Raw genomic sequence first — 12,229 nt, 5'->3', positions numbered from 1 at the left:
CCGGAAGGCGGGCGGCATGCCGATGCTTATTTCAGCGAGCCCGCGAAGCGCTGGATGCGCGTGCAGGCTTCCTCCAGGAGCGCTTCCGAGGTGGCGTAGGAAATGCGGAAGTTCGGCCCGAGCCCGAAGGCCGAACCGTGCACCACGGCAACGCCCTCCGCCTCCAGCAGTTCGGAGACGAAGTCCTCGTCGGTCTCGATCACCTTGCCGGACGGCGCCGTCTTGCCGATCAATTCGGCGCATGACGGGTAGACGTAGAACGCGCCTTCCGGGACCGGACACTTGATGCCCCGCGCCTGGTTGAGCATCGAGACCACGAGATCACGGCGGCCCTGGAAGATCGCCTTGTTCCGGGCGACGAAATCCTGAGGACCGTTGAGAGCCTCGACGGCGGCCCACTGGGCGATGCTGCAGGCGCCCGAGGTCTGCTGGCCCTGGATCATGTCCATGGCCTTGATGAGCTCGATCGGACCCGCCGCATAGCCGATGCGCCAGCCGGTCATGGCATAGGCTTTCGACACGCCGTTCATGGTCAGCGTGCGCTCGTAGAGCTTCGGCTCCACCTCGGCGATGGTGAAGAACTTGAAGTCGCCGTAGGTCAGGTGCTCATACATGTCGTCGGTCAGGATCCAGACCTGCGGATGCGCGAGCAGCACATCGGCGAGCGCCTTCAATTCGTCGCTCGTATAGGCCGCGCCCGAAGGGTTGGAGGGCGAGTTCATGATGAGCCACTTGGTCTTCGGCGTGATCGCCTTTTCGAGGGCGGCCGGCGTCAGCTTGAACCCGTTGTCGATGCTCGTCTCGGCAAAGACCGGGGTGCCGCCGCACAGCGCCACCATTTCCGGATAGCTGACCCAGTAGGGGCTCGGAATGACGACCTCGTCGCCGGCGTTCAGCGTCGCCATCAGCGCGTTGAACAGGATCTGCTTTCCGCCCGTTCCGACGATGGTCTGCTTCCAGTCGTAGTCGAGATTGTTCTCGCGCTTGAACTTGGCGGCGATCGCCTCGCGCAGCGGCTGGATGCCGGAAACCGGCGTGTACTTCGTCTCGCCGCGATTGATCGCGTCGATGGCCGCCTTCTTCACATTGTCCGGCGTGTCGAAATCCGGTTCGCCCGCGCCCAGGCCGATGACGTCGCGTCCCTGCGTTTTCAATTCGCGCGCTTTCTGGGAGACCGCGATCGTGGCGGAGGGTTTCACGCGAGAAAGGGCATCGGCAAGGAAAGCCATGGTGGAGAACTCCGGTTCCGGTGAGATTTACGCTGAAGCCAGCGTGGCCTTTCATGTCCGATCGCGAGGAAAATCGCAAGGCGCAACGGATGCCAGCCATTGAACCAAAGCGTTAACGGGCAATAAACGCGTTCGGTGCCAGTCTGTCGCCAACGAACAGCGACGATTGAGGAAGCGCAGAATGCCGCGCAGCATCGGTTTGGCCCATGTCGTCCCGCAGAAGGACGGGACGGTCATGGGCGTGTGGGGGGGCTATACCTTAAAGAGCGCCTTCCAGCCGATCTTCTCCTTCAAGGACGGTCGCCTGCTTGCAACCGCTTATGAATGCCTCGTGCGGCCGTTTCGCGACCATCAGCCGGTGGCGCCGGGCGCCTTCTTTGCCGGTGTGCCGGAACCCGACCGGTTTCATGTCGACAGGCTGGCGCGCACCGTTCATCTGCTCAACGCCGCATCGGGGCTGGATCCGGATGCAGCGCTGTTCCTCAATTTCGACCCGTCCCACTTCACCGACGCCGCCGCGACAGGACGCGCGCTGCGCGACACGCAGATCGTTCTCCACGAAACGGACCTGCCCGCCGAACGGATCGTCTGCGAGATCACGGAACAGGAGACGGGCTCACACGAGACGCTTCACAACTTCGTTTCCGAGCTCAGAACCTACGGATACCGGGTGGCCGTCGACGATTTCGGGTCGGAGAGCTCGGACATGCATCGCATCGAGGCGATCGGGCCGGACATCGTCAAGTTCGACGGGGAATGGGCCTGCCGTTTGCTGGCGTCGGCGCCGGGCGTAGCCCTGTTGACCGACATGGTCGCGACGTTCGCTGACAGGGGCATCCGGACCGTCTTCGAGGGGATCGAAAACGCAGGCCAGCTGGAAGCGGCCGAGCGGTGCGGCGTGTCGATGGTGCAGGGATTTGCGCTGGCGCGGCCGCAACTGGCGCCGGCCGCGTTTGGAGCGTTCCGCGCCGCCCGCGAGGCGGCCCAGCGTGAGGCTCCCGCTCAGCCGGCACCCGAGCCCACCTGCGCCGGCGCACGGGAAGCGCCTGTCCGTTCGACCGCACGGGCTGGCCGGGCGTTCGGCCGCCGCGGGATTTGACGACATGCCGGCCGCGAATGTGCCCGGCCTTCCGGGCGGCTCCATCGTCGTCGACGAGATCGGCATCGAGACCGGTCGGTTTGGGCCGTATCATCTGAAGTCGGTCTACCAGGCGATCTACCACGTGGCCGAGGATGTCCTGACGCCCTGTGCCGTCGAAGGCTTCGTGCAGCCGCAGATCGACTTCGAGCCGGTGGCCCCCGAGACGTTCTTCGCGGCGGTCGCGCCGGAAATGCAGGCGCGCGTCAAAGCCTTGTGCCGGGGACTGCATATCGGCAATCATCATCACATCGGCGCCGACCATGTGATGCTCCACCTCAATTGCGAGCCGGGCCTTGCCGACGATCGGGACGAGGCCTTTGCGCAGATCGATTTCATGGCGGAAAGGGCGGATCAGGTCGATCTTCGCGCAGAGATGATCGTGTGCGGCTTCGTGGCGCGCGACATAAGCCATGAAGGCGTGCCGGACAGCCTGGCGAAGGCGATGCGCGCCGCAGGGTTCGGCCTGGCGGTCGACGATTTCGGGCCCGGGCACTCGGTGCTCGACCGCATCCAGCGCATCCGGCCCGACGTGGTGAAGATCGACGGCGCCTGGTTCCGGCGCATCGCCGATCTGGAGGCGGCCGCCCGGCTGCTGGCAAAGCTCGTCGCCGGGCTGCATCGCGACGGCGCGCGGGTGCTGGTCAAGGGGATCGAGACGGCCGAACAACTGGACGTCGCGCTGTCGGTGGGCGCGGATATGGTTCAGGGCTATCTCCTGAGCCGCCCGGCCATGGCGGGCATGATGCCCGACCTCAAGTCAGTGGAAATAAAACGTTTCTTCCGCGATCCGCAGAAGGTCGTCATCCCGCTGCGGTAATGCGGTGGCAGGGCAGGCGCTGTCGCGCCCTGCAGTTTAAGCGGCAGCCTGCCGCTTGCCCTCGTCCACGGCGTCCGGGCCCTTCCGGGCGTCGGGCTTCTTCCTGGTCGACAGGGCGCGGAGCACCGCGTTCAGGAGATCGATGTCGACATAGAATTGTCGTGACAGTTCGACCGCGATCCTGTCCCTCGGTACGCCGTGCGCCATCAGGCGCAGGACTTCGGCGGCCATGGGAGACGGCTCCGTCAGCCGGTTCTTGATGCCGTTGTCGACCGTTTGGCGCATGGGACCCTCTCGTCGGATCTGTTCTCTGACGCAGTACACCAAAACGCTGAACGTGAATGCCGCCGGCAAGATGGCCGGTTGACGGCAAGATTGTGATTGTCCCCGCAACCAACAGGGCGAATCACCATCATTATGCGCGGTGCGAGTCCCCTGGCAAGGGGGCGATTCTGTCCGCCGCTAAAAGGCGAAAGAGGCCTGGGCAGGCTCCGCGCCGGGCGAACGGGCGTTCTCGAGCGCGAGCATCTTCTGCTTGGTGGCGACGCCCCCGGGGGCGGAGAAGCCGCCGAGCTTGCCGCCCGCGGCCAGCACGCGGTGGCACGGAATGACCAGCGGCATCGGGTTGCGGCCCATGGCGGCGCCGGTCTCCCGGGCGGCGCTCGGAAAGCCGACCGAGGCGCACAGCGCGCCGTAGGTGGTGGTTTCGCCATAACCGAGCTTGCGCATCGCCGCGTAAAGGGAGCGGCGAAAGGGATCGATGCCCGTCAGGTCGAGCGGAATTTTGGAAAAGTCTTCGCGACAGCCGGTGAAGTAGCGCTGCGCCGCCAGGACGAGTTCCGCCATCGGGCCATCGGGTTCGGCTTCCGCGGCGGCGGGAAGGCGCTGCTTCAACTGCTCTGCGGCCTGTGCCGGCTCGGGTGTCGGCAGCACGAAGCGGGCAAGGCCCTCGGCGGTCCATGCGGCGCCGCAAAAGCCGAACTCGGTTTCGAACACATGATGACGGGCAGACAACATGCAGACCACATCCTTGCAAGGGCGAGGGTGCACCTCGATAGCACGGATTCGCGCTGGTACAAAGAGTGAACGGGGCGGCTCCTGACAGGCGATTGCCAGAAATGGCCCTGCACTGTAGAACCCCGTGCGGGTGGAGGCGTCGTGACCGAAGGAAAAATCTTGCCCCTGTCTGTTCCGTTGCCTGTTTTCGGCCTGTTGATCGCCCTGCCGCTGATGGCGGGCTGCACCACCACGCAAGGGACATCCGGCGCCGCCACGGAAACGCCGGACCCGGCGCTGGCCGCCAACAGCCTCGTTGCGGAACAGGAGGCGCAGATCGGCGACCGGCCGGTCGAGCCGGAAGCCTTCGCCGGCCAGCGGCCGCCCGCGGCCGCGCTGACGGCCCTGGAGATGGGCGGCGGGGTGTCGGATGTCGAGCCGCAGAGCCCGCAGCTCGATGCGCTGATCGCACGCTATGCGGCCCATTACGAGGTGCCCGAGCGGCTGGTGCGGCGGGTGGTCAAGCGCGAGAGCAATTTCAATCCGGCGGCCCGCAACCGCAGCTACTGGGGGCTGATGCAGATCCGCCACGACACGGCACAGACCATGGGCTACCGCGGGCCGGCCTCCGGGCTACTGGACGCGGAGACGAACCTCAAATATGCGGTCAAGTATCTGCGCGGCGCCTACATCACGGCCGGCGGCAACGAGGATCGGGCGGTCGGCCTTTACGCGCGCGGCTATTATTATGACGCCAAGCGCAAGGGATTGTTGAAGGAAACGGGCCTGCGCGGCTGACCTCCGGCCGGCGGCGGGAGATGTCAGCAGGGTTTGGCGCTTCCGCGCCGGGCGGGTTTCAAGCCGCCGGTCAACTGGTGTATTGGTCCGCGCTGCCGGATCCGGAGGAGCAGGTCCGGCTGCGGCCGGAACGGCTGTCAGGAGGACTGCACCATGAACGATGCGACGCCGGCGAAGGCGCTGTCACTGGTCCGCGAGGACATTCCGCTCGCCATCTCGGTGCGCGGGCTGGTCAAGCATTTCGGCGACGTGAAAGCGCTGGACGGGATCGACCTCGACGTGCCGCGCGGAATCATCTTCGCCATCCTGGGCCCCAACGGCGCCGGCAAGACGACGCTGATCCGGGTTCTGGCGACGCTCACGAAGCCCGAGGCGGGCACGGCCCTGGTGATGGGGCACGACCTGGCCGCCGAGCCGCAGGCCGTGCGTGGGGCGATCGCGCTGACGGGCCAGTTCGCCTCGCTCGACGAGGACCTGACGGGGCGCGAGAACCTGATCATGCTGGCGCGCCTGTGGGGCTTTGCCGGCCGCCGGGCGAAGGCGCGGGCGGACGAGTTGCTCGCCGCCTTCGATCTTTCCGACGCGGCCGGCAAGCAGGTCAAATCCTATTCCGGCGGCATGCGCCGCAGGCTCGACATCGCCGCCTCGCTGATCGTCACGCCGGGCCTGCTGTTCCTCGACGAGCCGACCACCGGGCTCGACCCGAAGGCGCGCCAGGGCGTGTGGAGCATGATCCGGCAGCTCGCCCAGTCGGGCGTGACGATCCTCCTGACCACGCAGTATCTGGAGGAGGCGGACCAGCTTGCCGCCCGCATCGCCGTCATCGATCACGGCCGCAAGATCGCCGAGGGCACGAGCCGCGAGCTGAAATCGGCGATCGGCTCCGGCTTCCTGCATGTCGCGCCGGCCGATCCGGCGCGGCTCGATGAGGCCGAGGCGATCCTCGAGCAGCGGCTCGGCGGCACCGCGCAACGCAGTCCCGAGGGCGCCCAGCTTTCGATCGTCGCCGGCTCGCCGAAGGCGGCCAACGAGGCGCTTGCCGCGCTGATCGCCGCCGGCATCGAGCTCGCCGACTTTTCCATGGGCTCGCCGAGCCTCGATGAAGTGTTTTTCGCGCTCACCGGCCAGCCGCTGGAGGAGAGCGAACAGGAGGAAAGGCGATGAGCAGCACCGACATCAGCCCCGCGACGCTCTCCAGCGTCGGCCGGCCGCCGCAGCCTTCGGCCTTTTCCAATGCGCTCGTCTTCGGATGGCGGGCGATGCTGAAGTTCAAGCACGTGCCGGAGCAGCTTTTCGACCTGATCATGACGCCGCTCATGTTCACGCTGCTCTTCACCTTCGTGTTCGGCGGTGCGCTGGCCGGCTCGACCGGCGATTACCTGCAGTTCTTCCTGCCGGGCATCCTCGTGCAGACCGTGGTGTTCAACTCGGTCTATTCGGGCATGGGGCTGTCGACGGACCTGTCGAAGGGCCTGTTCGAGCGCTTCCGCTCGCTGCCCATCTGGTCGCTGTCGCCCTTTGCCGGGCTGATGGTGGGTGACGTGCTGCGCCATGGCATTGCCGGGCTCATCATCCTCGGCATCGGCCTGGTGCTCGGCTACCGCCCGGAGGCGGGTTTTCCGGGCGTGGTCCTCTCGTTCCTGCTGCTCTTCGCCATCGGCTTCGGCACGGGGTGGATCTTCCTCGTGCTCGGCCTTCTGATCCGCACGCCCATGACGGTGATGACCATCGGCTTCACCTTCATCTTCCCGCTTGTCTTCGCCTCCAACATCATGGTGCGCCCGGAGACCATGCCGGGCTGGCTGCAGCTCTTCGTCAACAACAACCCGGTCTCGCACATGACGACCGCGCTGCGCGGCCTGATGGCCGGCACGGCGAGCGGCGCGGACGTCGCCCTGGCGCTGCTGGCGCCGGTGCTCCTCACCGTGCTCCTGGCGCCCGTGGTGCTCTGGCTTTACCGGCGCAATTGAGGGCTTGCGGCCTCATCGCCCAGCGTGGCGGGGCACGGCCGGCGATCGCCCCGGGCTGAAATATTCCGACGCATGAACGTCATTCGGGAGCGGCTTCGTTTCGCCGCGCCCTCCTTTTTTCTCACCCCGTGGCGTGAGATGATCGCCGTGGATGCGAAGAATGGAGGCTTGGATGAGCGACTGGAAACTTCCCCGCGACGGAAGCTGCCGCTGCGGACGGGTGCGCATCAGGGTGAGCGCGGCGCCGCTGGTGACCATGGCCTGCCACTGCACTGGCTGCCAGCGCATGAGCTCGTCCGCCTTCTCCCTGTCGGCCGCCATTCCCGCCGAAGGGTTCGCGGTGACCGCCGGCGAGCCGGTGGTCGGCGGCCTGCACGGCGCCACGCGGCACTATTTCTGCCCGCACTGCATGACATGGATGTTCACGCGGCCGGAGGGCATGGACTGGTTCGTCAACCTGCGCCCGACCATGCTGGAGGGGGCGGCGGACTTCGCCCCGTTCATCGAGACCTGGACGGGCGAGAAGCTGGACTTTGCGCAGACGGGTGCGGTGCACAGCTACGAGACGCTGCCGCCGATGGAGGCCTATGAGGGGCTGATGCGGGAGTATGCGGCGTGGGCGGGACGGTGAAAGGGGCCGCTCGGGATCCTTCTCTTGCGATTTCTGAGGTTTAGCCTCCGCTTCGCCCGGTTAGACCCGAGAAATCGCTTTCTCCCCGCGAGGGGGAGATAGGCGCGCTTTGACCGTTTCCGCAAATCTTCAGCATTGGCGGTCGGCACGGAGGGTGAGATCGATAATATCTCCGCCTTGGCGAATGCCAAGTCTAAGAATTTGCAATAGAGGGAATATTGCTTTCGATTATTTTCCTTTAGCCTTTACGCTATGCCCATTAGAAAACCGACTTTGGAAGTTCTCTGAATGAGTGGCCCAGTCTTCCATCATTATGTACCCTGTAGCTTCCTCAGCAATTTCACGGATGCTGGAGGATGGCTCCACATAGTTGACCGCCAACGCAGAGAATATTGGCCAAGTAGGCCAAAAAAGGCATTTGGAGAGAAGCATCTCTACAGTCTGATTGGTCCTGATGGGGCAAAGGACGCAATCATTGAGACCCGCCTGGATCGTGAGGTTGAAAATAAAGGTTTGCCGGTGCTGGCCAGAATTATTGAGGCAGCTCGAAATCAACACCTGCCGGCTCTTTCAGCGCGCGAACGACGGCGCTTAGTCAGGTTTTTAGCGGTGCAGTGGCAACGAACACCTGAGGAAATGTCAAATATTATGAACGAAAACGGTTTTAAGAAAAAATGGTGTGAAAATTTAAAAATATTTGAAAGTCTATATGGTCCTGTTGATGCCAAGGAAAAGGAGAGTGTTCTTTCGGAAAATACGATGAGAAGGTGCTTCCAGAATTTGATGGCAAGGAGTATACTTGAAGAATTCAAAGAAATAGAACTGCGAATCTTGCAGCTTGGCTTGGATGTTTATTTTTCCGAGGGTGGATCTCTAATCACTAGTAGCCGGCCTGTAGCGAAGCTTTCCCGGATAGGCACTGAGTTGGGAGGAAAAGGCTTCTACATATGGTTGTCGATCGCCACGGATGTCGCGATCGTCATGACGCCAGATCATTGCCGAGAGCGAGTAGCACCTCTTTCGCCGAGCCAGATAAGCGAAATAAATCAAACGATTGCGGGTCAATCAAGGTATATCGCCGGTAGCGACAAAGACGCCGTGATACGTTTTTCCTGACCCTCAAAAATACCCCTGCAGCGGCCTAACCTCCAAACTCCCTGCCTTCAGTGCCGCGATCGCCTCCGCCACGGCCTCCGCACCGGCCATGGTCGTGTAGTAGGGGACCTTCTGCATCAGGGTGGCGCGCCGTAGCGATTTGGAGTCCGACATCGCCTTCTGGCCGTCCGTCGTGTTGAAGACGAGCTGCACCTGGCGGTTGCGGATGGCGTCCTCGATGTGCGGGCGGCCTTCCAGAACCTTGTTGATCTTCTCGGCCTCTACCCCGTTCTCGCGCAGGAAGCGGGCCGTGCCGCCAGTGGCGAGCACGTGCCAGCCGAGGTCGGCGAGGCGCTTGACGGCGGGCAGGACGCGCGGCTTGTCGTCGTCGCGCACCGAGACGAAGAGCGTGCCCGAGCGCGGCAGGTCGACGCCGGCGCCGAGCTGCGCCTTGGCGAAGGCCAGCGCATAGTCGGTGTCGAGGCCCATCACCTCGCCGGTCGACTTCATCTCCGGGCCGAGCAGCGTGTCGACGCCGGGGAAGCGGGCGAAGGGGAAGACGGCTTCCTTGACGGCGATGTGGCCCGGATTGCGGATGTCGGGCATGGCGCCGTAATGGGCGAAGGCATCCTCCAGGCGCTCGCCGGCCATGATGCGAGCGGCGATCTTGGCGATCGGCTTGCCGATGGTTTTTGCAACGAAGGGCACGGTGCGCGAGGCGCGCGGGTTGACCTCCAGCACGTAGACCTCGCCGTCCTTGACCGCGTATTGCACGTTCATCAGGCCGCCGACATTCAGCGCCCGGGCGAGCGCCGAGGTCTGGCGCTCCAGCTCGTCGACGAGCTCGGGGGCCAGCGAATGGACCGGCAGCGAGCAGGCACTGTCGCCCGAATGGATGCCGGCCTCCTCGATGTGCTCCATGATGCCGGAGACGAAGGTCTCCTTGCCGTCGGACAGGCAGTCGACGTCGACCTCGATGGCCTCGGTCAGATAGGTGTCGAAGAGGAGCGGGTTCTTCGACAGGAGCGTGTTGATCTGGCCGGTCTTGTCGGCCGGATATTTTTGCCGGATCTCCTCCGGTACGAGGCCGGGCACGGTGTCGAGCAGATAGGTCTGCAGCATCTGCTCGTTGTGGATGATCTGCATGGCGCGGCCGCCGAGCACATAGGACGGGCGCACGACCAGCGGAAAGCCGAGCTCGGAGGCGACGACGCGCGCCTGCTCGACCGAATAGGCGATGCCGTTCTTCGGCTGCTTGAGGCCGAGCTTGACGAGCAGCTTCTGGAAGCGGTCGCGGTCCTCGGCAAGGTCGATCATGTCGGGCTCGGTGCCAAGGATCGGGATGCCGGCCTTCTCCAGCGCGTCGGCGAGCTTGAGCGGCGTTTGGCCGCCGAACTGGACGATGACGCCGTGCAGCGTTCCGGCCTGCTTTTCGGCGCGCAGGATCTCCAGCACGTCCTCCGGCGTCAGCGGCTCGAAATAGAGCCGGTCGGAGGTGTCGTAGTCGGTCGAGACCGTCTCCGGGTTGCAGTTGATCATGATCGATTCATAGCCCGCCTCGGCCAGCGCGAAGGCGGCGTGGCAGCAGCAATAGTCGAACTCGATGCCCTGGCCGATGCGGTTCGGCCCGCCGCCGAGGATGACGACCTTGTTGCGGTCGGAAACGCGCGCCTCGTCGGCGGCCTCGCCGGCGAAGGGCGTCTCGTAGGTGGAATACATATAGGCGGTGGGCGCGGCGAACTCGGCGGCGCAGGTGTCGATGCGCTTGAAGACGGGATGGACGCCGAGCGCATGGCGCTGCTTGCGCACGTCCTCGGCTTCCTTCTTCGTCAGGGAGGCGAGGCGGGCGTCGGAGAAGCCCATGGCCTTCAGCATGCGCAGGTTCTGCGCGTCGCCGGGCAGGCCATGTTCGCGGATGCGCGCCTCCATGGCGACGATCGCCGCGATCTGCTCAAGGAACCAGGGGTCGATCTGGCACATGGCGTGCACTTCGCCAAGGCTCGTGCCGAGGCGGATCGCCTCGGCCACCATGCGCAGGCGGTCGGGCGTCGGGCGGCCGAGGGCGGCGCGGATGGCGTTCTTGTTTTCCGAGGGATCGCCGCCGGTCACGTAGCCGGGGATCTCGATCTCGTCGAGGCCGGTCAGGCCGGTCTCCAGGCCGCGCAGCGCCTTCTGCAGCGATTCGGCGAAGGTGCGGCCGATGGCCATGACCTCGCCGACCGACTTCATGGCCGTCGACAGGACGGGCTCGGAGCCGGGGAACTTCTCGAAGGCGAAGCGCGGGATCTTGGTGACGACATAGTCGATCGACGGCTCGAAGGAGGCCGGCGTGGCGCCGCCGGTGATGTCGTTCTCCAGCTCGTCGAGCGTATAGCCGATGGCGAGCTTGGCGGCGACCTTGGCGATGGGGAAGCCGGTGGCCTTGGAGGCGAGCGCCGAGGAGCGCGAGACGCGCGGGTTCATCTCGATGACGACGAGGCGGCCATTGTCGGGATTGACGGCGAACTGCACGTTCGAGCCGCCCGTTTCCACCCCGATCTCGCGCAGCACCGCGATCGAGGCGTTGCGCATGATCTGGTATTCCTTGTCGGTCAGCGTCAGGGCCGGCGCGACGGTGATGGAATCGCCCGTGTGGACGCCCATCGGATCGACGTTCTCGATGGAGCAGATGATGATGCAGTTATCCGCGCGGTCGCGGACCACCTCCATCTCGTACTCCTTCCAGCCGAGCACGCTTTCCTCGATCAGCACCTCGGTGGTGGGCGAGGCGTCCAGACCGCGCTCGACGATCTCGAAGAACTCCGAACGGTTGTAGGCGATGCCGCCGCCGGTGCCGCCGAGCGTGAAGGAGGGGCGGATGATGGCCGGCAGGCCGACATGATCGAGCGCGGTCGCGGCAATGCCCATGGCGTGGTTCATGTAGCGCTGCTTGCGGTCGCCCTCGCCGAGATTCCAGTCGTTCTCGAGCTTGTCGAGGGCAACGTCGAGCGCATCGCCCGATAGCTCGGCCTTCAGCGCCTGGCGCGCGGCCTCGTGCTCGCGGCGATCGGCATCCTTGACGTCGGTGGCGTTGGCGAGCACGGAGCGCGGCGTCTCCAGCCCGATGCGGGCCATCGCCTCGCGGAACAGGGCGCGGTCCTCGGCCATGTCGATGGCCTCCGGCTGGGCGCCGATCATCTCGACATTGTAGCGTTCCAGGACGCCCATGCGGCGCAGCGACAGCGCCGTGTTGAGCGCCGTCTGGCCGCCCATGGTGGGCAGCAGCGCATCGGGCCGCTCCTTGGCGATGATCTTGGCGACGACCTCGGGCGTGATCGGCTCGATATAGGTGGCGTCGGCCAGCTCCGGATCGGTCATGATGGTGGCCGGGTTGGAGTTGACGAGGACGACGCGGTAGCCTTCCTCCTTCAGCGCCTTGACCGCCTGGGTGCCGGAATAGTCGAACTCGCAAGCCTGGCCGATGACGATGGGGCCGGCCCCGATGATCAGGATCGACTTGATGTCGGTGCGTTTTGGCATGCGGGTTCCGTTCGTGTGCGTGCGCAAGGCACC

Annotated in this window: 11 protein-coding genes; 7 read left to right on the top strand and 4 right to left on the bottom strand. The window is 65.0% G+C overall.

Annotated features, from left to right (window positions below; translation table 11 throughout):
• Positions 1-26 precede the first annotated feature (26 nt).
• Positions 27-1,229: a pyridoxal phosphate-dependent aminotransferase gene (locus tag NUU27_RS17130; protein ID WP_257763366.1), complete on the bottom strand. Its 1,203-nt coding sequence runs from the start codon at positions 1,227-1,229 to the stop codon at positions 27-29.
• 181 nt (positions 1,230-1,410) lie between these two features.
• On the opposite strand from NUU27_RS17130, the gene NUU27_RS17125 reads away from it, so the two are divergent.
• A complete protein-coding gene (locus NUU27_RS17125; protein WP_257763365.1) occupies positions 1,411-2,328 on the top strand; it encodes an EAL domain-containing protein in 918 nt (305 codons plus the stop codon).
• Positions 2,329-2,332: 4 nt separating this feature from the next.
• Entirely contained in the window at positions 2,333-3,187 is an 855-nt protein-coding gene (locus NUU27_RS17120; RefSeq protein WP_257763364.1) for an EAL domain-containing protein, read from the top strand.
• Between the two features lie 36 nt (positions 3,188-3,223).
• On the opposite strand, the gene NUU27_RS17115 is transcribed toward NUU27_RS17120, so the two are convergent.
• Both NUU27_RS17115 and NUU27_RS17110 read right to left on the bottom strand, forming a co-directional pair.
• A complete protein-coding gene (locus tag NUU27_RS17115; RefSeq protein WP_257763363.1) occupies positions 3,224-3,472 on the bottom strand; it encodes a hypothetical protein in 249 nt (82 codons plus the stop codon).
• A gap of 177 nt (positions 3,473-3,649) precedes the next feature.
• Complete coding sequence (locus tag NUU27_RS17110; protein WP_257763362.1) at positions 3,650-4,204, bottom strand: methylated-DNA--[protein]-cysteine S-methyltransferase; 555 nt, start codon at positions 4,202-4,204, stop codon at positions 3,650-3,652.
• A 141-nt stretch (positions 4,205-4,345) separates the two neighbouring features.
• On the opposite strand from NUU27_RS17110, the gene NUU27_RS17105 reads away from it, so the two are divergent.
• The 5 genes from NUU27_RS17105 to NUU27_RS17085 all read left to right on the top strand — a co-directional run bounded on the left by NUU27_RS17105 (position 4,346) and on the right by NUU27_RS17085 (position 8,698).
• Complete coding sequence (locus NUU27_RS17105) at positions 4,346-4,981, top strand: lytic transglycosylase domain-containing protein (protein WP_257763361.1); 636 nt, start codon at positions 4,346-4,348, stop codon at positions 4,979-4,981.
• 153 nt (positions 4,982-5,134) lie between these two features.
• Positions 5,135-6,145, top strand: coding sequence for an ATP-binding cassette domain-containing protein (locus NUU27_RS17100; RefSeq protein WP_257763360.1), 1,011 nt, complete (start codon positions 5,135-5,137; stop codon positions 6,143-6,145).
• Positions 6,142-6,951 carry an ABC transporter permease gene (locus NUU27_RS17095; RefSeq protein WP_257763359.1) on the top strand — a complete coding sequence of 270 codons (810 nt, stop codon included), beginning with the start codon at positions 6,142-6,144 and terminating at the stop codon, positions 6,949-6,951. Before NUU27_RS17100 ends, NUU27_RS17095 begins: the two co-directional genes overlap by 4 nt.
• A gap of 172 nt (positions 6,952-7,123) precedes the next feature.
• Entirely contained in the window at positions 7,124-7,582 is a 459-nt protein-coding gene (locus tag NUU27_RS17090; protein ID WP_257763358.1) for a GFA family protein, read from the top strand.
• A gap of 288 nt (positions 7,583-7,870) precedes the next feature.
• On the top strand, positions 7,871-8,698 hold the full coding sequence (locus tag NUU27_RS17085) for a DUF4238 domain-containing protein (protein ID WP_257763357.1): 828 nt from the start codon (positions 7,871-7,873) through the stop codon (positions 8,696-8,698).
• Between the two features lie 3 nt (positions 8,699-8,701).
• On the opposite strand, the gene carB is transcribed toward NUU27_RS17085, so the two are convergent.
• Positions 8,702-12,196, bottom strand: a complete 3,495-nt coding sequence (gene carB, locus NUU27_RS17080) for a carbamoyl-phosphate synthase large subunit (protein ID WP_257763356.1) — start codon at positions 12,194-12,196, stop codon at positions 8,702-8,704.
• Between the last annotated feature and the right edge of the window lie 33 nt (positions 12,197-12,229).

This window comes from Nitratireductor sp. ZSWI3, from assembly GCF_024655565.1.
GTDB lineage: Bacteria > Pseudomonadota > Alphaproteobacteria > Rhizobiales > Rhizobiaceae > Nitratireductor.
The sequence above is the reverse complement of the archived record's forward strand: the minus strand, read 5'-3'. Positions and strand labels throughout refer to the sequence as shown.

Bases quoted from the DNA above. Each gene is read 5' to 3' on its own strand.
- NUU27_RS17090 (WP_257763358.1), top strand. From the start codon at position 7,124: ATGAGCGACTGGAAACTTCCCCGCGACGGAAGCTGCCGCTGCGGACGG.
- carB (WP_257763356.1), bottom strand. From the start codon at position 12,196: ATGCCAAAACGCACCGACATCAAGTCGATCCTGATCATCGGGGCCGGC.
- NUU27_RS17115 (WP_257763363.1), bottom strand. From the start codon at position 3,472: ATGCGCCAAACGGTCGACAACGGCATCAAGAACCGGCTGACGGAGCCG.
- NUU27_RS17130 (WP_257763366.1), bottom strand. From the start codon at position 1,229: ATGGCTTTCCTTGCCGATGCCCTTTCTCGCGTGAAACCCTCCGCCACG.
- NUU27_RS17125 (WP_257763365.1), top strand. From the start codon at position 1,411: ATGCCGCGCAGCATCGGTTTGGCCCATGTCGTCCCGCAGAAGGACGGG.
- NUU27_RS17085 (WP_257763357.1), top strand. From the start codon at position 7,871: ATGAGTGGCCCAGTCTTCCATCATTATGTACCCTGTAGCTTCCTCAGC.
- NUU27_RS17100 (WP_257763360.1), top strand. From the start codon at position 5,135: ATGAACGATGCGACGCCGGCGAAGGCGCTGTCACTGGTCCGCGAGGAC.
- NUU27_RS17095 (WP_257763359.1), top strand. From the start codon at position 6,142: ATGAGCAGCACCGACATCAGCCCCGCGACGCTCTCCAGCGTCGGCCGG.
- NUU27_RS17110 (WP_257763362.1), bottom strand. From the start codon at position 4,204: ATGTTGTCTGCCCGTCATCATGTGTTCGAAACCGAGTTCGGCTTTTGC.
- NUU27_RS17120 (WP_257763364.1), top strand. From the start codon at position 2,333: ATGCCGGCCGCGAATGTGCCCGGCCTTCCGGGCGGCTCCATCGTCGTC.